Annotated in this window: 23 protein-coding genes, 1 pseudogene and 2 riboswitches; of the genes and pseudogenes, 13 read left to right on the top strand and 11 right to left on the bottom strand. The window is 67.1% G+C overall.

The genetic code is table 11. The features are described from left to right. The first annotated feature begins 52 nt into the window (after positions 1-52). From ACLBYA_RS14880 to ACLBYA_RS14870, 3 genes are all read left to right on the top strand, one after another. Complete coding sequence (locus ACLBYA_RS14880; protein ID WP_447710187.1) at positions 53-574, top strand: Lrp/AsnC family transcriptional regulator; 522 nt, start codon at positions 53-55, stop codon at positions 572-574. After that, complete coding sequence (locus ACLBYA_RS14875) at positions 571-1,956, top strand: aspartate aminotransferase family protein (protein ID WP_447710186.1); 1,386 nt, start codon at positions 571-573, stop codon at positions 1,954-1,956. The genes ACLBYA_RS14880 and ACLBYA_RS14875 overlap by 4 nt, the downstream gene beginning before the upstream one ends. 173 nt (positions 1,957-2,129) lie before the next feature. After that, positions 2,130-3,332: a serine hydrolase gene (locus ACLBYA_RS14870; protein ID WP_447710185.1), complete on the top strand. Its 1,203-nt coding sequence runs from the start codon at positions 2,130-2,132 to the stop codon at positions 3,330-3,332. Here the strand turns inward: ACLBYA_RS14870 and ACLBYA_RS14865 are convergent. Beyond that, a complete protein-coding gene (locus tag ACLBYA_RS14865) occupies positions 3,320-4,132 on the bottom strand; it encodes a nitronate monooxygenase (RefSeq protein WP_447710400.1) in 813 nt (270 codons plus the stop codon). The genes ACLBYA_RS14870 and ACLBYA_RS14865 overlap by 13 nt on opposite strands. A 63-nt stretch (positions 4,133-4,195) precedes the next feature. Then, positions 4,196-4,262, top strand: a riboswitch (guanidine-III (ykkC-III) riboswitch). An 11-nt stretch (positions 4,263-4,273) separates the two neighbouring features. On the opposite strand from ACLBYA_RS14865, the gene ACLBYA_RS14860 reads away from it, so the two are divergent. After that, on the top strand, positions 4,274-4,591 hold the full coding sequence (locus ACLBYA_RS14860) for a DMT family transporter (RefSeq protein ID WP_447710184.1): 318 nt from the start codon (positions 4,274-4,276) through the stop codon (positions 4,589-4,591). 46 nt (positions 4,592-4,637) lie between these two features. Here ACLBYA_RS14860 and yhjD read toward each other — a convergent pair whose 3' ends face one another. Genes yhjD through ACLBYA_RS14845 form a run of 3 tightly spaced genes read right to left on the bottom strand, consistent with a single transcriptional unit; the run spans position 4,638 to position 7,116 of the window. Further along, positions 4,638-5,672, bottom strand: a complete 1,035-nt coding sequence (yhjD, locus tag ACLBYA_RS14855) for an inner membrane protein YhjD (RefSeq protein WP_447710183.1) — start codon at positions 5,670-5,672, stop codon at positions 4,638-4,640. Between the two features lie 14 nt (positions 5,673-5,686). After that, positions 5,687-6,703 (bottom strand): tryptophan--tRNA ligase, encoded by a 1,017-nt coding sequence (gene trpS / locus ACLBYA_RS14850; RefSeq protein ID WP_447710182.1) that lies wholly within the window; start codon positions 6,701-6,703, stop codon positions 5,687-5,689. 17 nt (positions 6,704-6,720) lie between these two features. Next, complete coding sequence (locus ACLBYA_RS14845; RefSeq protein WP_447710399.1) at positions 6,721-7,116, bottom strand: MarR family winged helix-turn-helix transcriptional regulator; 396 nt, start codon at positions 7,114-7,116, stop codon at positions 6,721-6,723. Between the two features lie 72 nt (positions 7,117-7,188). Between ACLBYA_RS14845 and ACLBYA_RS14840 the strand changes: the two genes are divergently transcribed. Continuing rightward, positions 7,189-7,830 (top strand): TIGR03086 family metal-binding protein, encoded by a 642-nt coding sequence (locus ACLBYA_RS14840; RefSeq protein WP_447710181.1) that lies wholly within the window; start codon positions 7,189-7,191, stop codon positions 7,828-7,830. Here the strand turns inward: ACLBYA_RS14840 and ACLBYA_RS14835 are convergent. Then, positions 7,797-8,600, bottom strand: a complete 804-nt coding sequence (locus ACLBYA_RS14835; RefSeq protein ID WP_447710180.1) for an exodeoxyribonuclease III — start codon at positions 8,598-8,600, stop codon at positions 7,797-7,799. The genes ACLBYA_RS14840 and ACLBYA_RS14835 overlap by 34 nt on opposite strands. A 110-nt stretch (positions 8,601-8,710) precedes the next feature. On the opposite strand from ACLBYA_RS14835, the gene ACLBYA_RS14830 reads away from it, so the two are divergent. Further along, a complete protein-coding gene (locus ACLBYA_RS14830; protein ID WP_447710179.1) occupies positions 8,711-9,559 on the top strand; it encodes an alpha/beta fold hydrolase in 849 nt (282 codons plus the stop codon). Between the two features lie 67 nt (positions 9,560-9,626). On the opposite strand, the gene ACLBYA_RS14825 is transcribed toward ACLBYA_RS14830, so the two are convergent. Next, positions 9,627-11,864 (bottom strand): NADP-dependent isocitrate dehydrogenase, encoded by a 2,238-nt coding sequence (locus tag ACLBYA_RS14825; RefSeq protein WP_447710178.1) that lies wholly within the window; start codon positions 11,862-11,864, stop codon positions 9,627-9,629. 257 nt (positions 11,865-12,121) lie between these two features. Further along, a riboswitch (SAM riboswitch) is annotated at positions 12,122-12,241 on the top strand. Positions 12,242-12,281: 40 nt separating this feature from the next. Between ACLBYA_RS14825 and ACLBYA_RS14820 the strand changes: the two genes are divergently transcribed. The 4 genes from ACLBYA_RS14820 (at position 12,282) to ACLBYA_RS14805 (ending at position 15,801) form a co-directional block, all read left to right on the top strand. Continuing rightward, a complete protein-coding gene (locus ACLBYA_RS14820; protein ID WP_447710177.1) occupies positions 12,282-13,607 on the top strand; it encodes a bifunctional o-acetylhomoserine/o-acetylserine sulfhydrylase in 1,326 nt (441 codons plus the stop codon). A 12-nt stretch (positions 13,608-13,619) separates the two neighbouring features. Continuing rightward, positions 13,620-14,744, top strand: coding sequence for a homoserine O-acetyltransferase MetX (metX, locus tag ACLBYA_RS14815; RefSeq protein ID WP_447710398.1), 1,125 nt, complete (start codon positions 13,620-13,622; stop codon positions 14,742-14,744). Continuing rightward, entirely contained in the window at positions 14,741-15,469 is a 729-nt protein-coding gene (locus ACLBYA_RS14810) for a class I SAM-dependent methyltransferase (protein WP_447710176.1), read from the top strand. The genes metX and ACLBYA_RS14810 overlap by 4 nt, the downstream gene beginning before the upstream one ends. A gap of 152 nt (positions 15,470-15,621) precedes the next feature. Next, complete coding sequence (locus ACLBYA_RS14805; protein ID WP_447710175.1) at positions 15,622-15,801, top strand: hypothetical protein; 180 nt, start codon at positions 15,622-15,624, stop codon at positions 15,799-15,801. A 6-nt stretch (positions 15,802-15,807) separates the two neighbouring features. Here the strand turns inward: ACLBYA_RS14805 and ACLBYA_RS14800 are convergent, their stop codons facing one another. Both ACLBYA_RS14800 and ACLBYA_RS14795 read right to left on the bottom strand, forming a co-directional pair. Further along, a complete protein-coding gene (locus ACLBYA_RS14800) occupies positions 15,808-16,101 on the bottom strand; it encodes a DUF3017 domain-containing protein (RefSeq protein WP_447710174.1) in 294 nt (97 codons plus the stop codon). After that, positions 16,091-16,939: a bifunctional methylenetetrahydrofolate dehydrogenase/methenyltetrahydrofolate cyclohydrolase gene (locus ACLBYA_RS14795; protein WP_447710397.1), complete on the bottom strand. Its 849-nt coding sequence runs from the start codon at positions 16,937-16,939 to the stop codon at positions 16,091-16,093. The genes ACLBYA_RS14800 and ACLBYA_RS14795 overlap by 11 nt, the downstream gene beginning before the upstream one ends. A gap of 27 nt (positions 16,940-16,966) precedes the next feature. On the opposite strand from ACLBYA_RS14795, the gene ACLBYA_RS14790 reads away from it, so the two are divergent. After that, positions 16,967-18,181 (top strand): NADH:flavin oxidoreductase, encoded by a 1,215-nt coding sequence (locus ACLBYA_RS14790; protein WP_447710173.1) that lies wholly within the window; start codon positions 16,967-16,969, stop codon positions 18,179-18,181. A gap of 4 nt (positions 18,182-18,185) precedes the next feature. Here ACLBYA_RS14790 and ACLBYA_RS14785 read toward each other — a convergent pair whose 3' ends face one another. Then, positions 18,186-18,752, bottom strand: a complete 567-nt coding sequence (locus ACLBYA_RS14785; RefSeq protein WP_447710172.1) for a TetR/AcrR family transcriptional regulator — start codon at positions 18,750-18,752, stop codon at positions 18,186-18,188. Positions 18,753-18,787: 35 nt separating this feature from the next. On the opposite strand from ACLBYA_RS14785, the gene ACLBYA_RS14780 reads away from it, so the two are divergent. Both ACLBYA_RS14780 and ACLBYA_RS14775 read left to right on the top strand, forming a co-directional pair. Further along, a complete protein-coding gene (locus ACLBYA_RS14780; protein WP_447710171.1) occupies positions 18,788-19,183 on the top strand; it encodes a nuclear transport factor 2 family protein in 396 nt (131 codons plus the stop codon). 26 nt (positions 19,184-19,209) lie between these two features. Then, positions 19,210-21,849, top strand: a complete 2,640-nt coding sequence (locus ACLBYA_RS14775) for an FHA domain-containing protein (RefSeq protein WP_447710170.1) — start codon at positions 19,210-19,212, stop codon at positions 21,847-21,849. Between the two features lie 30 nt (positions 21,850-21,879). On the opposite strand, the gene ACLBYA_RS14770 is transcribed toward ACLBYA_RS14775, so the two are convergent. Both ACLBYA_RS14770 and ACLBYA_RS14765 read right to left on the bottom strand, forming a co-directional pair. Then, positions 21,880-22,203, bottom strand: coding sequence for a hypothetical protein (locus ACLBYA_RS14770; RefSeq protein ID WP_447710169.1), 324 nt, complete (start codon positions 22,201-22,203; stop codon positions 21,880-21,882). A gap of 218 nt (positions 22,204-22,421) precedes the next feature. Continuing rightward, positions 22,422-22,658 (bottom strand): annotated as a pseudogene (locus tag ACLBYA_RS14765) (hypothetical protein); the annotation flags it as partial.

The following is a 22,658-nucleotide window of genomic DNA, read 5'->3' as shown; positions in this document are numbered from 1 at the left end:
ATTTCATACAAATGGTTGCCCACAACGACGGATTCCGTGCACAATCGTGTGCATGTCGAATCCGGACTCCCAGCCCGGCGCCTCCGCTGTGTCACTGCGAATCAATCATTCGCGCCCGGGTGCCGCGTTCCAGCTCGACGAGCTCTCCAAGGCCATCATCGAGAAACTGCAGCAGGACGGCCGACGGTCCTACGCCGGGATCGGCAAGGCGGTCGGGTTGTCCGAGGCCGCGGTGCGCCAGCGCGTGCAGCGGATGGTCGATGCCGGCGTCATGCAGATCGTCGCCGTCACCGACCCGATGCAACTCGGGTTCGCCCGCCAGGCCATGATCGGCATCCGCTGCACCGGTGACACCACCAAGGTGGCCGAGAAACTCGCCCAGCTCGAATCCGTCGACTATGTCGTTCTGACCGCGGGCACGTTCGACGCCATCGTCGAGGTCGTCTGCGAGGACGACGGCGACCTGCTCGACCTGCTCAACACCAAGATCCGTGCCGTCCCAGGGGTGATATCCACCGAAACGTTGGTCTATTTGAAACTCGTCAAACAGCAATACAACTGGGGCACTAGATGACTATCACCGAAACAAGTACAAGCACCTCTGGCGACCTTGCCGCCAAGGCCAACCGCCACCTGTGGGGACACTTCTCCCGCCACGGCGCAGGAATCACCCCGCCGATCATCACCCGCGGCGAGGGCACCCGGATCTTCGACGACCAGGGCAACAGCTATATCGACGGCCTGTCCGGGCTGTTCGTGGTCCAGGTCGGCCATGGCCGCGCCGAACTCGCCGAGGCCGCCGCCAAGCAGGCCGAGCAGCTGGCCTTCTTCCCGCTGTGGTCCTATGCCACCCCCACCGCGATCGAGCTGGCCGAGCGGGTCGCCAACTACGCTCCCGGCGATCTGAATCGGGTGTTCTTCACGACCGGCGGCGGCGAGGCCGTCGAGTCGGCCTGGAAGCTGGCCAAGCAGTTCTTCAAGCTCACCGGCAAACCCGGTAAGCACAAGGTGGTTTCGCGTTCGATCGCCTACCACGGCACCCCGCAGGGCGCACTGGCCATCACCGGCATCCCGGCGTTCAAGGCACCGTTCGAACCGCTGACCCCGGGTGGCTTCCGGGCACCGAACACCAACTTCTACCGCGCGCCGGAGGCCTACGCGCACGACGAGAAGGCCTTCGGCCGCTACTGCGCGGACCGGATCGCCGAGGCGATCGAATTCGAGGGCCCCGACACCGTGGCCGCGGTGTTCCTGGAGCCGGTGCAGAACGCCGGCGGCTGCTTCCCGCCGCCGCCGGGATACTTCGAGCGGGTCCGCGAGATCTGCGACGAGTACGACGTGCTGCTGGTCTCCGACGAGGTGATTTGCGCATACGGCCGGATCGGCTCGATGTTCGCCTGCGACGATTTCGGTTACGTCCCCGACATCATCACCAGCGCAAAGGGTTTGACCTCGGGCTACTCGCCGTTGGGCGCAATGATCGCCAGCGACCGGCTGTTCGAGCCGTTCGACGACGGCCAGACCGTGTTCGGGCACGGCTACACCTTCGGGGGGCACCCGGTGTCGGCCGCGGTCGCGTTGGCCAACCTGGACATCTTCGAGCGCGAGGGCATCAACGACCACGTCAAGACGATGGCGCCCGCCTTCAAGTCGACCCTGGAGAAGCTCTACGACCTGCCGATCGTCGGTGACGTCCGCGGTGAGGGCTTCTTCTACGGCATCGAGTTGGTCAAGGACAAGGCCACCAAGGAGACGTTCAACGACGAGGAGTCCGAGCGGCTGCTGCGCGGGTACCTGACACCCGCGCTGTGGGAGGCCGGCCTGTACTGCCGCGCCGACGACCGTGGCGACCCAGTGGTGCAGTTGGCTCCCCCGCTGATCAGCGGGCAGGCCGAGTTCGACGCGATCTACGACATCCTGCACAACGTGCTGTCGGAGGCCGGTCGCCGGATGTGAGTCGCCCGTAGTCACTGATCTGCCTCGACGGTGCAAGCAGATCGATATCCGCCCCCGGATATCGATCTGCTTGCACCGTCGTTTGCTGTCAAACCACATCATTCACATAAGTCACACCAGCCACAGCGTGGCGAGCCGAAAATCGGGCTGCAGTCTCCTAATCTGCACTCATCATGGCTTCCCACTTCTCGTTGCGCCGAGTGGCCTGTGCGGTCACCGCGGCCCTGATGCTGACCGGATCCGGCCTGGTCGGTGCCCCCATCGCGGGCGCCGAACCAGCGCCGGACCCGTGCCCGTACCGCGAGACGACGCCTCCGGCCGTGGACGCCTCCGAGGTGCCCAAGCCCGGTGACCCGACGCCGGGGCCGCTGCCGATCCCCGCCAAACCGCTGGGCGGCGATCAACTCGGCGGCTGCGGCATCGTCACCGCGGCCGGCACCGCGCCGGTGCCCGGGGATGTCTCGGCGGAGGCCTGGCTGATCGCCGACCTCGATTCCGGTGAGGTCATCGCCGCCAAGGACCCGCACGGCCGGCACCGGCCCGCCAGTGTCATCAAGGTGCTCGTCGCGATGGCGTCCATCCAGGAACTGCCCATCAACCGCACCGTCACCGGCACCGAGGGTGACGAGCACGCCGAGGGCAGCAGCGTCGGGGTGAAGATCGGTGAGCGCTACACGATCAACGACCTGCTGCACGGCCTGTTGATGGTGTCCGGCAACGATGCCGCGCATGCACTGGCCATGCAGTTGGGCGGGATGGACACTGCGCTGCAGAAGATCAACGCACTGGCCCGCAAGCTCGGCGCCCGCGACACCCGGGCGGCGACCCCGTCGGGCCTGGACGGGCCGGGCATGAGCACCTCGGCGTACGATGTCGGACTGTTCTACCGCTACGCCTGGCAGAACGACACGTTCACCAAAATCGTTGGTAGCGAGAAGTATCCGTGGCCGACCTACGAGCTGGAGAACGACAACAAGCTGCTCCACAACTATCCCGGCGCACTCGGCGGTAAGACCGGTTACACCGATGACGCCGGGCAGACCTTCGTCGGCGCCGCCGAACGTGACGGCCGCCGTCTGGTCGCGGTGCTGCTCAAGGGCACCCGGGTGCCGATCGCACCGTGGGAGCAGGCGGCCCGGCTGCTCGACTACGGTTTCGCGACGCCGCCGGGCACCAACGTCGGCACCCTGATCGAGCCCGATCCGTCGGTGGCTCCGCAGAAGCCCGAGTCGGCACCGGACCCGACCGCGGTGGCCGCCACCGCATTACCGCCGGCCGACGCGCTTCCGGTGCGTATCGGCGTCGGACTGGTCGGCGCGATCATCGTGTTCGCACTGATGATGGTGGCCCGCTCGATGAACCGTCAGCGCGCCTGACGACTCAACAGCTCTTCGGCACCCGAGCACAGCTCGGCCACCAACTCCCCCGCGTCGACCGACTCGCGCACCTGCCCGACACCTTGGCCGGCATTGACCGGTGAGCCGCGCAGCACCCGCTCGGGAATGCCGGTCGGCCAACGGTATCCGGCCTCCAGGTCGTAACGCGAGGTCAGTTCGGTCTCGGCGCCGGCCAGCAGCTCGGCACGGGCCGCGTCGGACGTCAGCGCCTGCGGGCAGGTCGCGAACACCGTCCCCAGCCACGCCGCGGACGCTCCCGCGGCCAGCACCGCCGCCAGCCCGCGCGGTGAGCTGATCCCACCCGCGGCCAGCACCGGAACATCAACGGCGTCAAGCACTCCGGTCAGCAGCGGCAGAGTGCCTAATAGGGGTTCGCCGTGACCGCCGCCCTCGGCACCGCGGGCCACGACGATGTCCACACCGGCATCGACGGCCCGCAATGCCGCGTCGACGGAGGCGACCTGTGTGGTCACCAGCACCCCGGCGTCATGGGCGCGCTGCACCCACCCGAAATCCGATCCGAAACTCACCGAGAGCAGCGCCGGTTGCGCGTCCAGTGCGACGTCGAGCAACTCGGGCCGGTCGGTCATCACCCAGTGCACCAGGCCGATCCCGAACGTGCCCTGCGCCAACCGCAATTCGGCGGCCAGCGCGTCAGCCGTGCCGGCACTGCCCATCCCGATCATGCCGAGTCCGCCGGCCGCGCTGACCGCCGTGGCCAGCAGCCCGCCGGCCGCACCGCCCATCGGCGCGTTCACTATCGGAGCGCGTAAGCCCATCGACTCGCACCACGTGGTGACCAATGACACCGGCCGAACGCTACCCCAGTAAGCTAGGTGTCGAAGACGTCACCATGTGACACCGGACGAGACGGCACCGTACCCGGCCAGCGACAAGACGGCAGCCAGCGGAGGTGTCTCATGGCCTGGTTGATCTTGGTGATCTCCGGGGTTCTGGAAGCGGTCTGGGCGACCGCACTCGGCAAGTCGGAGGGGTTCTCCAAACTTGCACCGTCGGCGGTGTTCGGTGTGGCACTGGTGCTCTCGATGGCCGGGCTGGCCTACGCGATGCGGACGTTGCCGATCGGCACCAGTTACGCCATCTGGGTCGGCATCGGCGCCTCGCTCACGGTCGGCTACGCGATGCTGACCGGTTCGGAGGGTACGACATTGATCAAGGTGGCGCTGATCTTCGGCATCATCGGGTGTGTGGTCGGCCTCAAGCTGATCGGTCACTGACGCCGGAGGCGTCGATCGGGTCACTGACGCCGGAGGCGTCGATCGGTCACTGACGATCCCGGCGCAGCAGCCGGGCCAACCCCAGCCCGCCGAGCGCGCCGGCTGCGAAACCGGCTGCCGCGCCCGGCAATCCGACACCCTCGCGGATCTCGACCCGGGGCCGGATCAGCACCGGCTCCGGCGGGTCGATCGGCACCGCGGCCATGTTCTCCGCGGCGGTGGCTGCCCAGGCCGTCGCGAACAGGATCAGCCGCGAGGTGATGTAGGCGAACACCATCAGACCCAGCACCGGCCCGAAGGTCGCGCCCGCCGGTCCAGTGACCACCGACTGCAGGTAGATCGAGGCCACCTGCTTGAAGATCTCGAACGCGATCGCCGCGATCAACCCGGCCCGCAGCGAGCTGCGGAAGCTGACCGATTCGCGCGGAAGCCGCGCGATGATCCAGGTGAAGAACAACCAGGAGATCAGGATCGACACCACCCACGACACCACCTGCAGCCCGACGCCGAGCCCGGGCACGTCACGCAGCCCGAGCCAGCCCAACACCGTGGTCATCGGTGACTCTTTGCTCAGCGCGGTCAGGCCGATCGTCAGCGTCAGCGCCACGAACGTCGACACCAGCGCACCGAGGTCCGACAACTTGGTCGAGACGAAGCCGGCCGGCTCGTGCCGCTGCTCCCACATCTGGCTGAGCGCCTCACGCAGGTTGTTCATCCAACCCAGGCCCGCCCAGGCGGCGGTGGCCAGACCGATCACACCGACGGTACCGCGCGAGGCGATGGCCGAGTCCATCAATTCCACCAGTTGCGAACCGAGATCACCGGACACCGTCGAGCGGATCTTGTCCTCGACCTCGGTCATCAGCTCGGGCTGATTCGCCAGGATGAAACCGCCTACCGAGAAGCCGACCATCAGCAGCGGGAACAGCGCGAAGATGGTGAAGTAGGTGATGCCGGCGGCGTAGAAGTCGCCCTTGCAGTCGTTGTAGCGTTCCTGGGCCAACATGACGCGGTTGAACCACTTGAAGCGGCTACGCAACCGGTCCATTACACCGGGTTTGTCCGGGTCGGCCTCAGTCATGGCATCCCTTCGGGTCAGGTGGTCGGAGCAAGAAATCCCATCCGGTCATATACCCGCTGCACGGTTGCTGAAGCCACCCCATTGGCCCGCTCGGCACCCTTGGCGAGCACCGCCTGCAGTTCGGCGGGGTCGTCGAGCAGTTCGTCGACGCGTGCCTTGATGGGGGTGACGAACTCGACGACGGCGTCGGCGGTCTCGGTCTTCAGATCGCCGTAGCCCCGCCCGGCATAACCGGCGACCAGGGTGTCGATATCGGCGCCGGTGACCGCCGACTGGATGGTCAGCAGGTTGGACACACCCGGCTTGTTCACCGGGTCGAAGCGGACCTCGGCGTCGTTGTCGGTGACCGCCGAGCGGATCTTCTTCGCCGTCTTCTTCGGGTCGTCGAGCAGGCTGATCAGGCCCTTGTCGGTGGCCGCGGACTTGCTCATCTTCGACGTCGGGTCCTGCAGGTCGAAGATCTTGGCGGTGGCTTTGGGGATGGTCGCCTCGGGGACGACGAAGGTCTTCGGGAACCGGGCGTTGATGCGCTCGGCGAGGTCGCGGGCCAGCTCGAGGTGTTGACGCTGGTCCTCGCCTACCGGTACCAGATCGGTGTCATAGAGCAGGATGTCGGCGGCCATCAGCACCGGGTAGGTGAACAGCCCGACGGTGGTGGCCTCCGCGCCCTGCTTCTGCGACTTGTCCTTGAACTGCGTCATCCGCGAGGCCTGCCCGAACCCCGCGAAACAGCCCAGCACCCAGGCCAGTTGGGTGTGCGCGGGCACATGGCTCTGCACGAACACCGTCGCCCGGGCCGGGTCGACGCCGAGCGCCAGGTACTGCGCGGCGGTCACCAGGGTGCGCTTACGCAGCACGGCAGGATCCTGCGGGACGGTGATGGCGTGCAGATCGACGACACAGAAGTACGCGTCGTAATCGCGCTGCATGCTCACCCACTGGTTCACCGCACCGAGGGCGTTGCCGAGATGCAGGGAGTCAGAGGTGGGCTGCGCGCCGGAGAAGACGACGCTCTTGGTGGGGGCGCTCATGATGCCTCGATTTTCGCCTATCCGGTTTCGGTGTGGGTCAGCAGGTCGAGCGCACGCAGGAATGCGCGACGGTCCTCGGCGCCGAGCGTGCCGAGCCAGCGTTCTTCGCCGCGCTGGATCTGGGCCTGTGCGGCGTCCTTGACCTCGCGTCCACGCTCGGTGATGGCCAACAGTCTCACCCGGCGGTCATCGGGGTCGGCGCGGCGTTCGATGTGCCCCCGAACCTGCAGTTCGTCGAGGGTGCGGATGATGCGGGTCTTGTCGGCGCCGATGGCCTCGGCCAGGGCTGCCTGGGTGCGCACCGGATTCTCGTCCAGCGTGCACAGCACCACATAACCCCACATCGTCAGATCGTGCGCGGCCAGCACCGGCATTTCGGCGGCGGCCAGGTCACGCAGTAACGGGGCGAGCATGGCGGCCAGATCTCGGCGTCGTGGCACCGGCACATGTTAAGCGTTGCCCAATCATATGCTCACACATATCGTATGCACATGCTTACTAATAATCTGGCTCCCCTGCACCGCGCCGCCGTCCTGCATTCGATCACCGTCGTCGACACTGTCCGCACGGCCGCCCTCGACCGCCCCACCCCGTGCGCCGACTGGACCCTGGCGGATCTGCTGGCCCACATGACCGTCCAGCACCACGGCTTTGCCGCCGCCACACGCGGAAACGGCGCCGATATCCACATCTGGGATCCCGCGACGGTCGCCGCCGCAGTGCGATCCGACCCTGTCGCGACCTACGGCGCCGCCGCCCGCGATGCACTCGACGCGTTCGCCGCCGACGGGATCGCCGACGCACCGTGCGCCCTACCCGAATTCGGGCCGGCCGCAGTCGTTCCCGGATCGGTGGCGATGGCCATGCACTTCGTGGACTACGTGGTGCACGGCTGGGATGTCGCGGTCAGCCTCGGGTGGGCGTTCCAGCCGGCCGACGAGATCGTGGCCGCGGCGCTGCCCATCGTGCTGGCGATTCCCGACGACAGCATCCGCGAGACGGCCGACGCACCCTTCGCGCACGTCGTAACTACTTCCGGCACAACGGATTTCGATCGGCTACTGGCACATCTGGGCCGCCGCCCGGACTGGACTCAGGCGGAGAACTCGACGGTCACCGGTGCGTGATCGGACCAGCGCAGCGCATACAACTCGGCCCGCTCCACCCGTGCGGACACCGCACGCTTCGCCAAGTGGGGGCTGGCCAGGTGGTAGTCGATGCGCCAGCCGGCGTCGTTGTCGAAAGCCTTACCGCGCCACGACCACCAGCTGTAGGGCCCGGCCACGTCGGGATGCAGGTGGCGCACCACGTCAACCCAGCCGGTGGCCATCAGATCGGACAGCCACTGGCGCTCGCTCGGCAGGAACCCCGCCTTCTTGACGTTGGCCTTCCAGGCCTTGATGTCGTTCTCGGTATGCGCGATGTTCCAGTCCCCGCACAGCACGGCGTCGCGGCCGTCGAGCAGCAGATCCGCCATCCGCACCTCGACGGCGGACATGAACCGCTCCTTCTCCAGTTGCCGGTCGGTCTCGGCCTCGCCGGTGGGCAGGTAGACGCTGGCCACGGTCGCCCCGGCAGTGTCCACCTCGATATACCGGCCATGGGTGGCGAATTCCTCGGCGCCGGTGCCGATCCGGACCTCGTCGAACGGCGTGCGGGACAGCACGGCGACCCCGTTGCGGCCCTTCACATGCGGCTGCGCCGAGGCCAGGTGCCAACCGTCGGCCAGCGCCGGCGCCAGGGCGTCGGCCAGCTGGTCGTCGTCGGCACGGGTCTCCTGCAGACAGATCACGTCGGCGGTGGACTCCTTGAGCCAGGGCAGCAGGCCCAGGTTGGTTTCCGAGCGCTGCTTGACGGCGGCGCGGATGCCGTTGGCGTTGACGGTGGTGACGATCACGGACGCCGACCTTAGTCGAGATGCCCGACAGGTCTACTCATCCCCCGGTCGCTGCGCTCCTGCCCGCCGGATCTTGCGGTACCGCCGGTACCGCCATACTGTCGGGCGCTATGAACCAACGCGCACCGATTCACCGCGGATCGGGCGAGCCGATTCTGCTGCTGCACCCGTTCCTGTGCTCACAGAACGTCTGGCGCACGGTGGCCGATCAACTCGCCGGCCCAGGCCCTTTGGAAGGGCGCTTCGAGGTGCTCGCACCGACGATGGTCGGCCACCACGGCGGCGCCCGGGCCGGCACCTGGCTGCTCGACACCGCCGCACTGGTCGACGATGTCGAACGCCGGATGGATCAGATCGGCTGGGACACAGCGCATATCGTGGGCAACTCGCTGGGCGGCTGGGTGGCCTTCGAGCTGGAACGTCGCGGCCGGGCGCGCACTCTGACCGCGATCGCCCCGGCAGGCGGGTGGGGCCAGCACTCCCCCACCAAGTACGAGACGGTGCTCAAATTCCTGGCAGGCGGCCCAGCACTGGTTGCCGCGCGACTGCTCGGGCCGCGCATCCTGGATCTGCCGTTCGGCAAACGGATCGCCACGTTGCCGGTCAGCGGGCCGGCCGACGGTCCCACCCACGCCGACCTGGTCGCCCTGGTCGACGATGCCACGCACTGCACCGCCTATATCCAACTGCTGATCAAGACACTGCGACTGCCCGGCCTGCTGGAACTCGCCAGCGTCGACCTACCGACACATCTCGTGCTGTGTGAGAAGGACCGGGTGTTCCCCAGTCCGCGCGGGACGAAGTACTTCATCGAGCATCTGCCCACCGAGGCGAAGGTGACCCGGCTACCGGGCCTCGGGCACATCCCGATGCTGGAGGCGCCCGGCCAGATCACCGAACTGATCGCCGGATTCGTCGACGAGCACACCGAACCGGAGCGTCGGGCACCGGCGCTCTGAGCCCGCCGAGCCTACGGTTGTGGCGCTGATCGACGCCGATCAGCGCCACAAACCGTAGTTTCGAGAATCAGCTTCGCGCGCTCTCCAGTACCGCGTTGAACGTCTTGGACGGCCGCATCACCGCGGCGGTCTTCTCCGGGTCCGGGTAGTAGTAGCCACCGATGTCGACGTGGCCGCCCTGCACCTCGTTGAGCTCACCGACGATGGCGCTCTCCTTCTCGGCCAGCGTCTTGGCCAGCGGCGCGAAGTGCGCGGCCAACTCCTTGTCCTCGCTCTGCGCCGCCAGCGCCTGCGCCCAGTACAACGACAGGTAGAACTGGCTGCCGCGGTTGTCCAGCTCACCGGTCTTGCGCGACGGAGACTTGTTCTCGTCCAACAGCTTTCCGACCGCGGTGTCCAGCGTCTCGGCCAGCACCTTGGCCTTGGCGTTGTCGGTCTTGTTGCCCAGGTCCTCCAGGCTGGCACCGATGGCCAGGAACTCACCGAGGGAATCCCAGCGCAGGTGGTTCTCCTCGACCAGCTGGCTGACATGCTTGGGCGCCGAACCACCCGCGCCGGTCTCGTACAGCCCGCCGCCGGCCATCAACGGCACGACCGAGAGCATCTTGGCGCTGGTACCCAGCTCCAGAATCGGGAACAGGTCGGTCAGGTAGTCGCGCAGGATGTTGCCGGTCGCGGCGATGGTGTCCTGGCCGCGGATGACGCGCTCCAGCGTGTACCGCATGGCCCACACCTGCGGCAGGATCGTGATCTCCAGGCCCTCGGTGTCGTGGTCCTTCAGATAGGTCTTGACCTTGGCCCGCAACTCGTTCTCGTGCGGACGTTCGTCGTCGAGCCAGAACACCACCGGCATACCGGACAGCCGGGCCCGGGTGACGGCCAGCTTGACCCAGTCCCGGATCGGGGCGTCCTTGACGATCGGCATCCGCCAGATGTCGCCCTCTTCGACGTTCTGGCTCAGCAGCACCTCGCCGGATTCGTTGTCCACAATCCGGGCGAAACCGGCCTCGGGGATCTCGAAGGTCTTGTCGTGGCTGCCGTACTCCTCGGCCTTCTGTGCCATCAGCCCGACGTTGGGCACGGTGCCCATGGTCGTCGGGTCGAAGTTGCCATGGGTCTTACAGAAGTTGATGACCTCCTGGTACATCCGGGAGAAGGTCGATTCCGGGTTGACGGCCTTGGTGTCCTTGGTGCGGCCGTCGGCACCGTACATCTTGCCGCCGAGGCGGATCATGGCCGGCATCGAGGCGTCGACGATGACATCGCTGGGCGAGTGGAAGTTGGAGATGCCCTTCGCGGAATCGACCATCGCGAGTTCCGGCCGGTGCTCGTGGCAGGCGTGCAGATCGTTGATGATCTCCTCGCGCTGCGAGGCCGGCAGCGTCTCGATCTTGTCGTACAGGTCGGATAGGCCATTGTTGACGTTGACGCCCAGCTCGTCGAACAGCTTCTCGTGCTTGGCGAAGGCGTCCTTGTAAAAGACCTTGACCGCGTGCCCGAAAACGATGGGGTGGCTGACCTTCATCATGGTGGCCTTGACGTGCAGCGAGAACATCACGCCGGTCTTGTAGGCGTCCTCGATCTGCTCCTCGTAGAACGCGATGAGCGCCTTCTTCGACATGTACATGCTGTCGATGACATCGCCGTCGTCCAGCTTGACCTCGGGCTTGAGCACGATCGTCGGACCGGCGGCGGTGACCAGTTCCATCCGCACCGTGCGCGCCTTGTCGATCGTCAGCGACTTCTCACCGTGGTAGAAGTCGCCGCCTTTCATGGTGGCCACGTGGGTGCGCGAGGCCTGCGACCAGACGCCCATGCTGTGCGGGTGCTTGCGGGCATACTCCTTGACCGCGTTGGGGGCACGCCGGTCCGAGTTGCCCTCACGCAGAACCGGGTTCACCGCGCTGCCCAGGCACTTCCCGTAGCGCTGGCGGATCTCTTTTTCTTCGTCGTTCTTCGGGTCGCCCGGGAAGTCGGGCAGGTCGTAGCCCTTCTCCTTGAGCTCCTTGATGGCGGCCAGTAGCTGCGGCACCGAGGCGCTGATATTGGGCAGCTTGATGATGTTGGCGCCCGGATCCTGGGTCAGCTCGCCGAGGTCGGACAGATTGTCGGGCACCTTCTGCTCGTCGGTCAGGCGATCGCTGAACTCGGCGAGGATGCGCGCGGCGACCGAGATGTCGCTCGTCTTGACGTCGATCCCGGCGGCGTCGGCGAAGGTTCGAAGGATCGGAAGGAAGGCGTAGGTCGCCAGCAACGGCGCCTCGTCGGTCAACGTATAGATGATGGTCGGCTGCTCGGCGCTCAATTTCTTCTCCCGGCCTCAATGTCGGTCAGTTGCAGCGACATTCAGCCCTACCGGGGGTGTCCGGCAGCGCCGAATGGTCGCACCAGTGGACATCCACAACCGTATCGATGGCGGTCGGTGGCTGCCCTCACCGGCAACACTACAAGGGCCGAGGTGCGCGTGATGGGTCAGCTTCACTACTGGTCAGTAGGTTTGTCTTTACCTGTCCCAGATAACCAGGTGGCACTCGGTCGATGAGGTGAGCTAGGCTTTGTGGCGGTCATGAGCGCCAGCATCAAGCCCCGGCTTGCTGGCCGGCAACCCTCCAACCGCGGTGGGGTGCTCCGGGTGAAGACCAGGTTGAGCAGTCGTACGCGACTGCAAGGCAAGCGCGGGTCCGTCTGATCGGACCCCCAGACAGATGGAGGGTCGTTCGCCATGAGCACGCCACAGGAAGACTGGTCGTTCGAGACCAAACAGATCCACGCCGGGCAGACACCCGACAGCGCCACCAACGCGCGGGCACTGCCGATCTACCAGACCACGTCGTACACGTTCCGCGACACCGAGCACGCCGCGGCACTGTTCGGCCTGGCCGAGCCGGGCAACATCTACACCCGGATCATGAACCCCACGACCGATGTCGTCGAGCAGCGCATCGCCGCACTTGAGGGCGGTGTCGCGGCGTTGTTCCTGTCCTCGGGGCAGGCCGCCGAGACGTTCGCGATCCTGAACCTGGCCGGCGCCGGGGACCACATCGTGTCCAGCCCTCGACTGTATGGCGGCACCTACAACCTGCTGCACTACACGCTGCCCAAGCTCGGCATCGAGACCACCTTCGTCGAGAACCCGGACGACCCGGAGTCCTGGCGGGCGACGATCCGACCCAACACCAAGGCGTTCTTCGCCGAGACGATCTCCAACCCGCAGATCGACGTGCTCGACGTTCCGTCGGTCGCGGCCGTGGCGCACGCCGACGGCATCCCGCTGATCGTGGACAACACCATCGCCACGCCGTATCTGATCCAGCCGATCGCGCACGGCGCCGACATCGTCGTGCACTCGGCGACCAAATACCTGGGCGGGCACGGCTCCGCGATCGCCGGCGTGATCGTCGACAGCGGAACCTTCGACTGGACCCAGGGCCGCCACCCCGGGTTCACCACCCCCGACCCGAGCTACCACGGCGTGGTGTTCGCCGAGCTCGGCCCGCCCGCCTACGCACTGAAGGCCCGCGTCCAACTGCTGCGCGACCTGGGCTCGGCGGCGGCACCGTTCAACGCCTTCCTCATCGCGCAGGGCCTGGAAACCCTCAGCCTGCGCCTGGAGCGGCACGTCGCCAACGCACAACGCGTCGCCGAGTTCCTGGAGGCCCGAGACGAGGTCATCTCGGTCAACTACGCAGGCCTGCCGAGTTCACCGTGGTACGAGTTGGGCCGCAAATTGGCGCCCAAGGGCACCGGCGCGGTGCTGGCCTTCGAACTGGCCGGCGGCATCGAGGCCGGAAAGGCCTTCGTCAACGCGCTGACCCTGCACAGCCACGTCGCCAACATCGGTGATGTGCGGTCGCTGGTGATCCACCCTGCCTCGACCACCCATCAGCAGCTGACGGCCGAGGAGCAGCTCACCACCGGTGTCACCCCCGGCCTGGTTCGCCTGGCCGTCGGTATCGAGGGCATCGACGACATCCTGGCCGACCTGGAACGGGGTTTCGCCGCCGCACGGGTCTTCGCCGGCTCCGGACACAGCGTCGCATCGGTGTGAGGCGACGTGACCATTTTCGACATACTGAGCGATGTGCCCTCGACGCTGCCCGCTGACGGCGAGATCGGGATCGTCGACATCGGCGCCCTGACGCTGGAGAGCGGCGTCGTCCTGGAGAACGTGTCCATCGCGGTGCAGCGTTGGGGCGAGCTGTCCCCCGAACGCGACAACGTCGTCATGGTGCTGCACGCGCTGACCGGCGACTCGCACATCACCGGTCCCGCCGGACCCGACCATCCGACACCGGGCTGGTGGGACGGGGTTGCCGGACCCGGCGCGACCATCGACACCGGCCGCTGGTGCGCCATCGCCACCAACGCGCTCGGTGGTTGCCGCGGTTCGACCGGGCCGAGTTCGCCGGCACCCGACGGAAAGCCCTGGGGTTCACGGTTTCCGGCGATCACCATCCGCGATCAGGTGAACGCGGATCTCGCCGCGCTGGCGGCGCTGGGCATCAGCAACGTCGCCGCGGTGATCGGCGGTTCGATGGGTGGCGCCCGGGCGCTGGAATGGCTGGTCGGGCATCCCGACACCGTACGAGCCGGCCTGGTGCTGGCCGTCGGCGCACGCGCCACCGCCGACCAGATCGGTACCCAGAGCACCCAGGTGGCTGCGATCAAATCCGACCCGGACTGGCAGGACGGTGACTACTACGGCACCGGGCGTTCCCCGGCGGCCGGCCTGGAGATCGCACGCCGAGTGGCACACCTGACCTATCGCGGTGAGGCAGAACTGGATTCACGGTTCGCCAACGACGCCCAGGACGACGAGGACCCCACCAACGGTGGCCGCTACGCCGTGCAGAGCTACCTCGAGCACCAGGGCGGCAAGCTGGTGTCGCGCTTCGATGCGGGCACCTATGTCGCGCTGACCGATGCGTTGAGCAGTCACGATGTCGGCCGCGGTCGCGGTGGTGTGGCGGCCGCGCTGCGCGGATGCCCGGTGCCGGTGGTGGTCGGCGGGATCACCTCCGACCGGCTGTATCCACTGCGCCAGCAACAGGAACTCGCCGACCTGCTGCCCGGCTGCCCGGAACTGGCGGTCATCGAATCGGAATACGGCCATGACGGATTCCTGGTCGAGACCGACGCGGTCAATCCGCTGATCCGCCGGACGCTGGAGATCGCGGACCGGTGAGCGGCACAGACCCGAGGTCCCTGTCGTTCGGCGAGGAGGCGGCCGCCTACGAGCGCGGGCGGCCCTCCTACCCGCCGGAGTCCATCAACTGGCTGCTGCCCACCGGAGCCAGCACGGTGCTCGACCTGGGTGCGGGCACTGGCAAGCTGACCGTCCGATTGGTCGAACGCGGCCTGGATGTCATTGCGGTGGACCCGATTCCGGAGATGCTGGAAGTACTGTCATCCTCCCTGCCGGATACGCCCGCGCTGCTGGGCACCGCCGAGGACATCCCACTGCCCGACGATAGCGTCGACTGTGTGCTGGTGGCGCAGGCCTGGCACTGGTTCGACCCGCAGCGAGCAGCCAAGGAGATCGCCCGGGTGCTCCGCCCGGGCGGACGACTCGGGCTGGTGTGGAACACCCGTGACGAAAGACTGGGCTGGGTCAAGGATCTCGGTGCCGTCATCGGCCACGAGCACGACCCGCTGAACGACGAGGTGAAACTGACCGCGCCGTTCGGCGATGTCGAACGCCAGCACGTCGAGTGGACCAGTTATCTGACCCCGCAGGCGCTGATCGATCTGGTCGCCTCGCGCAGCTACTGCATCACCTCACCGGCCGAGGTGCGCACCCGCACGCTGGATCGCGTACGGGAATTGCTGGCCACCCACCCGGCACTGGTGAACAGCTCCGGGTTGGCACTGCCGTACATCACGGTCGGCATCCGGGCCACTCTCGCCTGAGCTCCGTGCAATTCAGGTCACAGTCGACCAGTTTGCCGACGTAGGTCACACGGCCATGCCGGGTGACCAATTTAACGTCCCACCAGGGAGAAAAACACCATGTCAAGAGGTTCAATGGTTACAGACACCTAGTGAAAAAGAGGAGTGAATCGATGATTGCCGCACGTTTCCAGAAGTTGCTGACGAGCATCGGCGAGATCGTCGAGGTCACCGAGATCGGGTTGGCGTTCAAGAACGGGCAGCTGACCGCGGAGCAGGCTTCGGAAGCGGTGTCCCAGATCGGCACCAGCCGCCCGGGCCCCGGCAACGATCGCGCCCTCGTCGACGCCTGACCGGAGCTAGCTGGTCCCCAGCGGGTCGATCGTCCACGCGATGTAGAGCATCGCGGCGCTCACACTCGCCGTCGTCGCAAAATCGATTGCGCGCGTGCGCACCACCAGTAACCCGGCCCGATCATCGGACAGCGCCAACCGCAGCGCGGCGGCCACCCCGACGGCGATTCCCATCACCAACGCGCCGCGGCGCCAGTAACCGGCGATCACCAATCCGAAGGCCGCCACGAAGATCAGCCCGACCACCAGGATCGGCCACTGGCCGTGAAAGATCTTGCGGGCGAACTCTCTAGGTGTCACGCTCCGCCCGTTCCACGACATTCGTCAGCAGAAACGCCCGGGTCAGCGGCCCCACCCCACCGGGGTTCGGCGACACATGCCCGGCCACATCCCAGACGTCGGGCGCCACATCGCCGGTCAGCCTGCCCTCCACCCGGCTGACACCGACATCGACCACGGTGCCACCGGGTTTCACCATGTCCGCGGTCACCATGTACGGCACACCGACTGCGGCGACGATGATGTCGGCCTGCCGCGTCAGCTCCGGCAGATCACGGGTTCCGGTGTGGCACAACGTCACCGTGGCGTTCTCCGAACGCCGAGTGAGCAGCAGACCGAGCGGCCGGCCCACCGTGACACCGCGGCCGATCACCACCACGTGCGCGCCGGCGATCGGGACGTCGAAGCGACGCAACAGGTGCACGATCCCGCGCGGGGTGCAGGGCAGCGGGGCCTCCTTGCCTAAGACCAGCCGGCCCAAGTTGGTCGGGTGCAGACCGTCGGCGTCCTTGTCCGGGTCGATGCGCTCCAGCGCCGCGTTCTCGTCCAGATGCTTGGGCAGCGGCAGCTGGACGATGTACCCGGTGCACTCGGGGTTGGCATTGAGCTCGTCGATGGTCTCGTCCAGGGTGGCCTGGCTGATATCGGCCGGCAGATCACGGCGGATCGAGTTGATGCCCACCTTGGCGCAGTCGGCGTGCTTACCGCGCACATAGGCCTGCGATCCGGGATCGTCGCCGACCAGAATGGTACCCAGCCCGGGGGTCCGTCCCGCCGCCGTCAGTTTCGCCACCCGGCCCTTGAGATCCTCGAGAATCTCGTCGCGGGTCGCCTTACCGTCCAATGTCGTCGCTGCCACGACAGACATTGTGGCAGGCTCACCCGAATGAACACCCAGCCCAAAGTGTTCACCGATGTGTTCGGCGAAGCCAAGCTCGGACCGGTGACCCTGCGTAACCGCATCATCAAAGCCGCCACCTTCGAGGCCGCCAGCCCGAACGCGCTGGTCACCGATGATCTGATCAGGTACCACCAGCTTCCCGCGGCCGGCGGGGTCGGCATGACGACGGTGGCCTACTGCGCGGTCGCGCCGGGCGGGCGCACCGACGGCTGGCAGATCTGGATGCGCCCGGAGGCCATCCCCGGGCTCCGCAGACTCACCGACGCGGTGCACGGCGAGGGTGCGGCGATCAGCGCCCAGATCGGCCATGCCGGACCGGTGGCCAACGCCCGTACCAACAAGGCACCGGCGCTGGCGCCGATCCGGTTCTTCAACCCACTGTCGATGCGCTTCGCCCGCAAGGCCACCAAGGACGACATCCGCGATGTCATCGCCGCGCACGCCAACGCCGCCCGACTGGCCATCGATGCCGGCTTCGACGCCGTCGAGGTCCACCTCGGCCACAACTACCTGGCCAGCTCGTTCCTGTCCCCGATGCTCAACCGGCGCACCGACGAATTCGGCGGCTCACTGGAGAACCGCGCCAAGGTGGCCCGCGGGGTGGTGCGCGCGGTGCGCGATGCCGTCGACAACCATGGGGCCCGCCAGATCGCGGTCACCGCAAAACTGACCATGACCGACGGGGTGCGTGGCGGCATCCCGATCGACGAATCCCTGCAGACCGCCAAGTGGCTCGAAGAAGACGGCGGACTGGACGCGATCGAACTGACCGCGGGTAGCTCCCTGGTCAACCCGATGTACCTGTTCCACGGGGATGCCCCGCTCAAGGAGTTCGCCGGTGCGTTCAAACCCCCGATCAGCTGGGGCATGCGGATGATCGGCAAGAAGTTCCTGCGCGAGTACCCCTACCGCGAGGCCTATCTGCTGCGCCACGCCCGCCAGTTCCGTGCCGAGCTGCAGATGCCGCTGATCCTGCTGGGCGGGATCACCAACCGCGAGACCATGGACACCGCGATGGCCGAGGGCTTCGATTTCGTCGCGATGGGCCGCGCGCTGCTCGCCGAGCCCGACCTGGTCAACCGGATCAAGGCCGACGCGGGCGTCCGGTCGCTGTGCACGCACTGCAACAAGTGCATGCCGACCATCTACTCCCACACCCACTGCGTGGTCACCGGCGCGCCGGACGTACTGACAATCTGACCGTTCAGGATCGGCCGTCGACGAGGGCGCGGGCGCAATCGGCAACGATGGCGTCGGCGCCGTCGGGAATGACCTGGCCGGCCATCAGATGCCGCCGGACGATCGCGTGGGGTACATCGACCAGCGCGGCGTGGACCCGGTCCGCGTCCACAGGGATGGCGTCGAGCACCTGACGCAGTCCGTCCCGGAGCTTGGTGTGTCGGACCATCGATGACTCGGGCCAATCCGCCATGTCGAGGGCCGCCGGACCGGTCAACAGGACCTGCGCGTCGATGGGGTTCCGCCGACACCACTCGAGGATGCGCACCGCACCGGCCACACACCGGCGAGCCGGATCCGCATCCCCGGTCAGGATCGGCAGCAAGTCCGCGAGAAATCTCTCCTGGGTGCGGACCCACAATGCGCCGCACAGCGCGGCCCGCGTCGGAAACCGGTGATACACGGACCCACTCGGCGCGCCGGTGGCGCGGGCGACGGCCGACATCGTGACCGCCGCGGCGCCATCGGAAGCCAGCAGTGCCGCCGCCGCGTCCAGCAGTGAATCGACGGAGTATCGAGCAGGCCGCGGCATTGCCCGAGCCTATAGTAGAGACTAATCTCTAATACATGGACCCTGTCGCCGTTGCCCACCGCTTCTACCGCGCACTCGCCGACAATGACGGCGCGGCGCTCGCCGGACTGCTCGCCGACGACTTCGTGGGCGAGGTGAGTGCCGGGATGCCCCACGATGTGGGTGGTACCCACCGCGGGCGTGACGCGATGATCCTCGACGTGTGGGCCCGGATCGCGGCGATCTACGAGATGCAGGTGGTGCCGTCGGAGTTCCTGACAGCAGGCCCCGACGGCGACGTGGCCGTGGTGCTCGGGACCTATCGGGGCACCGCCCGCGATGAGCGATCGACGGTCCACGCCGCCTTTGCCCACGTCATCTCTGTCCGGGACGGCCAGATCACGGCGCTGCAACAGATCACTGACACCGCAAGGTGGCACATCCCGGCCTGACCGGCCACCCGATACAGTTGGACGCGATGAGCCGCCCCGGAACGCCCGCGCTGACCGTTCGGTACGAAGGATCGACCCGCACCTTCTCCGCAGGTAACGACGTCGTCGTCGGCCGCGACCTGCGTGCCGATGTCCGTATCGCCCACCCGTTGATCTCGCGCGCCCACCTGGTGCTGCGCTTCGACCAGGGCCGCTGGATCGCCATCGACAACGGCAGCCTCAACGGCATGTACGTCAACGGCCAACGGATGCCGACGCTGGACATCGCCGACGGCCAGCACCTGAACATCGGCAATCCGGACGGTCCGCAGCTGGTCTTCGAGGTCGGTCGGCACCAGGGCGCGGTGGGCACCCCACCACCGACCCAGGCCGTTCCGGTCGCGCCGCGGCCCAGCCCGAGTGCGTCCTGGCCCACCCAGCCGCCGGCACCGCCGCAGGCTCCGCCTCCTCCGCCGGGCTGGTCGACCGGTCCGTCGCAGGCTCAGCCCCGCTACCCGTCCGGCCCGCAACAGCAACCGCACTACCCGACCGGAACCCAGCCGTACGGTCAGCCGCCGTACCCGACGGGTCAGCAGTCCTACCAGAGCGCCCCGCAGCCGGTGTCGCGCTCGCAGCCGGCCTACATCCCGCCTGCCGACCCGGCGCAGACCCAGATGGGTCCGACCGCGGTGTCCCGTCCGTCGGAGAACAATCTGGCGACGAGCATGCTCAAGATCCTGCGGCCCGGAAAGGCCGCGGAGGTGCCGCCGGGCGGCATCAAGATCGGTCGCGCCACCGACAACGACATCGTCATCCCCGATGTGCTGGCCTCGCGTCATCACGCCACCCTGGTCTCCGGGCCGGGCGGCACCGAGATCCTCGACAACCGCAGCATCAACGGCACCTTCGTCAACGGCCAGCGAGTCGACGACGCTGTGCTGCGCGAGGGCGATGTGGTCACCATCGGCAACGTCGACCTGGTGTTCACCGGCGGAACCCTGGTCCGCGGCTCGGAGACCCAGGCCGCCACCCGCACCGGTGGTCTGGAGGTCCGCGGCCTGACATGGACCATCGAGGGCAACAAGACGCTGCTCAACAACATCTCGATCGACGCGCGGCCGGGCACCCTGACCGCGGTCATCGGCCCGTCCGGTGCCGGTAAGTCCACCTTCGCCAAGCAGGTCGCCGGCCTGACCCACCCGACCAGCGGCACGGTCACCTTCGAGGGTCACGACATCCACGCCGAGTACGCCTCGCTGCGCTCCCGGATCGGCATGGTGCCCCAGGACGATGTGGTGCACGGTCAGCTGACCGTCAAGCAGGCGCTGATGTACGCCGCCGAACTGCGGCTGCCGCCGGATACCACCAAAGAGGACCGCGAGCGGGTCGTCATGCAGGTGCTCGAGGAACTCGAGATGACCAAGCACCTGGAGACCCGGGTCGACAAGCTCTCCGGCGGTCAGCGCAAACGCGCCTCGGTGGCCCTGGAGCTGCTCACGGGCCCGTCGTTGCTGATCCTGGACGAACCCACCTCGGGTCTGGACCCGGCGCTGGACCGTCAGGTCATGACGATGTTGCGCCAGCTGGCCGATGCCGGCCGCGTGGTGCTGGTGGTGACGCACTCGCTGACCTACCTGGACGTGTGCGATCAGGTGCTGCTGCTGGCGCCGGGCGGCAAGACCGCGTTCTACGGTCCGCCGAGCCAGATCGGCCCCGAGCTGGGGACCACCAACTGGGCCGACATCTTCTCCTCGGTCGCCGGCGATCCCGACACCTCGCATCAGAATTACCTGGCCCGCACCGGGCCCGCACCGCAGGCCAAGGCCTCGGAGAAACCCGGGGATCTGGGCAAGCCCGCGAAAACCAGTGTGCGCAGGCAGTTCTCCACCATCGCGCGCCGGCAGATGCGACTGATCGTCTCCGATCGCGGCTACTTCGCCTTCCTGGCGATGCTGCCGTTCATCATGGGTGTGCTGTCGCTGTCGGTGCCCGGCACCGTCGGCTTCGGTATCCCCGACCCGATGGGCGACGCACCCAACGAGCCCGGCCAGATCCTGGTGCTGCTCAACGTCGGTGCCATCTTCATGGGTACCGCGTTGACGGTGCGCGACCTGATCGGTGAGCGGGCCATCTTCCGCCGCGAACAGGCCGTCGGGCTGTCGACGACGGCGTATCTGATGGCCAAGGTGTGCATCTACGCGGTGTTTGCGATCATCCAGTCGTCGATCGTCACGGCGATCGCGGTGCTCGGTAAGGGCGGTCCGACACAGGGATCGGTGTCCTTCCTGCCGCCGACGGCGGAGTTGTTCGTGGTGATGGCCGCGACGACGGTTGCCTCGGCGATGCTGGGCCTGCTGCTGTCGGCGCTTGCGAAGTCCAGTGAGCAGATCATGCCGCTGCTGGTCGTCGCGGTGATGAGCCAGCTGGTGTTCTCCGGCGGCATGATCCCGGTGACCGACCGTCTGGTGCTCGACCAGTTGTCCTGGTTCACCCCCGCCCGTTGGGGTTTCGCGGCCTCGGCCTCGACGGTGGATCTGACCCACCTGGTGCCCGGCCCGTTGACTCCGAAGGACTCACACTGGGAGCACACCGCGTCGGCTTGGTGGTTCGACATGGCCCTGCTGGCCGGGCTGAGCGTCGCTTACCTGACCCTCGTGCGGTTCAAGATCCGGCTCAAGGCGGGCTGATCCGCCGCGATTTGGGAGTCTTTCCCGGACTCATTCCGGCAAAGACTCCACAAATCGCCGAGTTCGACGCCGGTTCCAGAGCAGCGTCGCAACGATCACCAGATCGCCGATGACCAGCCCCCCCAATGCGGGCACGATCATCGCCCAGCAGGTGCCCGATCCGGCGAGCACGCCCCCGGCCAACTTCGCGAAGGCCATTACGTTGAGCACCACCAGTCCCCACACCAGTGATCTGTGCCAGAAGGCGGCACAGTAAGCGGTCAGCGCCAACGGCACCAGCAGCGTCATCACCACCTTGCCTGCTGTCCAGTCGCCGCTCAGCCAGTCTTGCTCGAATGCCAGAAACTCCAGCACCTTCGGGTCGGGCCGCCGGAGCGGGGAACCACGCCATGCTGGACACCTCCAGCGCGACCAGCGCCGCCGCGATCCCCCAGCCGCTACGCCGGTAGGCGAACCAGGCCAGCGGCAACAGGCACAGCGGCCGGATGTACCAAGTCAGGACGTTGGCGTGTCTGCTCCACATCCAATCCCAGAAGACGTCCATTGAGCGTCATTGTGCACCCGGACCACCGCTATTCGTTCGGCGGTCCGGGTGGTTCTTTGGCGTCATCGTGTCCGCCAGGGAACTTCCCGAGGAGTTCTTCGGGGTGGAAGTGGTGGTTGATGGTGTCTTGTCCGGTGTCCATGAGTGGTGGTGGGTACCAGTGGGTGCGGCCGGTGGTGGGGTCGATCTTGGTGGTCCAGCCCAGTTCGGCCAGCAGGTTGTCCGGTCCGCAACCCAGAGCCAGAGTCGGGGCATCGGTGTAACC

The organism is Mycobacterium sp. C31M, assembly GCF_053345865.1.
The sequence above is the reverse complement of the archived record's forward strand: the minus strand, read 5'-3'. Positions and strand labels throughout refer to the sequence as shown.

Bases quoted from the DNA above. Each gene is read 5' to 3' on its own strand.
- ACLBYA_RS14790 (WP_447710173.1), top strand. From the start codon at position 16,967: ATGAACACCCAGCCCAAAGTGTTCACCGATGTGTTCGGCGAAGCCAAG.
- ACLBYA_RS14775 (WP_447710170.1), top strand. From the start codon at position 19,210: ATGAGCCGCCCCGGAACGCCCGCGCTGACCGTTCGGTACGAAGGATCG.
- trpS (WP_447710182.1), bottom strand. From the start codon at position 6,703: ATGAGCGCCCCCACCAAGAGCGTCGTCTTCTCCGGCGCGCAGCCCACC.
- yhjD (WP_447710183.1), bottom strand. From the start codon at position 5,672: ATGACTGAGGCCGACCCGGACAAACCCGGTGTAATGGACCGGTTGCGT.
- ACLBYA_RS14780 (WP_447710171.1), top strand. From the start codon at position 18,788: ATGGACCCTGTCGCCGTTGCCCACCGCTTCTACCGCGCACTCGCCGAC.
- ACLBYA_RS14840 (WP_447710181.1), top strand. From the start codon at position 7,189: ATGCACATGCTTACTAATAATCTGGCTCCCCTGCACCGCGCCGCCGTC.
- ACLBYA_RS14820 (WP_447710177.1), top strand. From the start codon at position 12,282: ATGAGCACGCCACAGGAAGACTGGTCGTTCGAGACCAAACAGATCCAC.
- ACLBYA_RS14880 (WP_447710187.1), top strand. From the start codon at position 53: ATGTCGAATCCGGACTCCCAGCCCGGCGCCTCCGCTGTGTCACTGCGA.
- ACLBYA_RS14845 (WP_447710399.1), bottom strand. From the start codon at position 7,116: ATGCTCGCCCCGTTACTGCGTGACCTGGCCGCCGCCGAAATGCCGGTG.
- ACLBYA_RS14785 (WP_447710172.1), bottom strand. From the start codon at position 18,752: ATGCCGCGGCCTGCTCGATACTCCGTCGATTCACTGCTGGACGCGGCG.
- ACLBYA_RS14865 (WP_447710400.1), bottom strand. From the start codon at position 4,132: ATGGGCTTACGCGCTCCGATAGTGAACGCGCCGATGGGCGGTGCGGCC.
- ACLBYA_RS14870 (WP_447710185.1), top strand. From the start codon at position 2,130: ATGGCTTCCCACTTCTCGTTGCGCCGAGTGGCCTGTGCGGTCACCGCG.
- ACLBYA_RS14805 (WP_447710175.1), top strand. From the start codon at position 15,622: ATGATTGCCGCACGTTTCCAGAAGTTGCTGACGAGCATCGGCGAGATC.
- ACLBYA_RS14860 (WP_447710184.1), top strand. From the start codon at position 4,274: ATGGCCTGGTTGATCTTGGTGATCTCCGGGGTTCTGGAAGCGGTCTGG.
- ACLBYA_RS14875 (WP_447710186.1), top strand. From the start codon at position 571: ATGACTATCACCGAAACAAGTACAAGCACCTCTGGCGACCTTGCCGCC.
- ACLBYA_RS14830 (WP_447710179.1), top strand. From the start codon at position 8,711: ATGAACCAACGCGCACCGATTCACCGCGGATCGGGCGAGCCGATTCTG.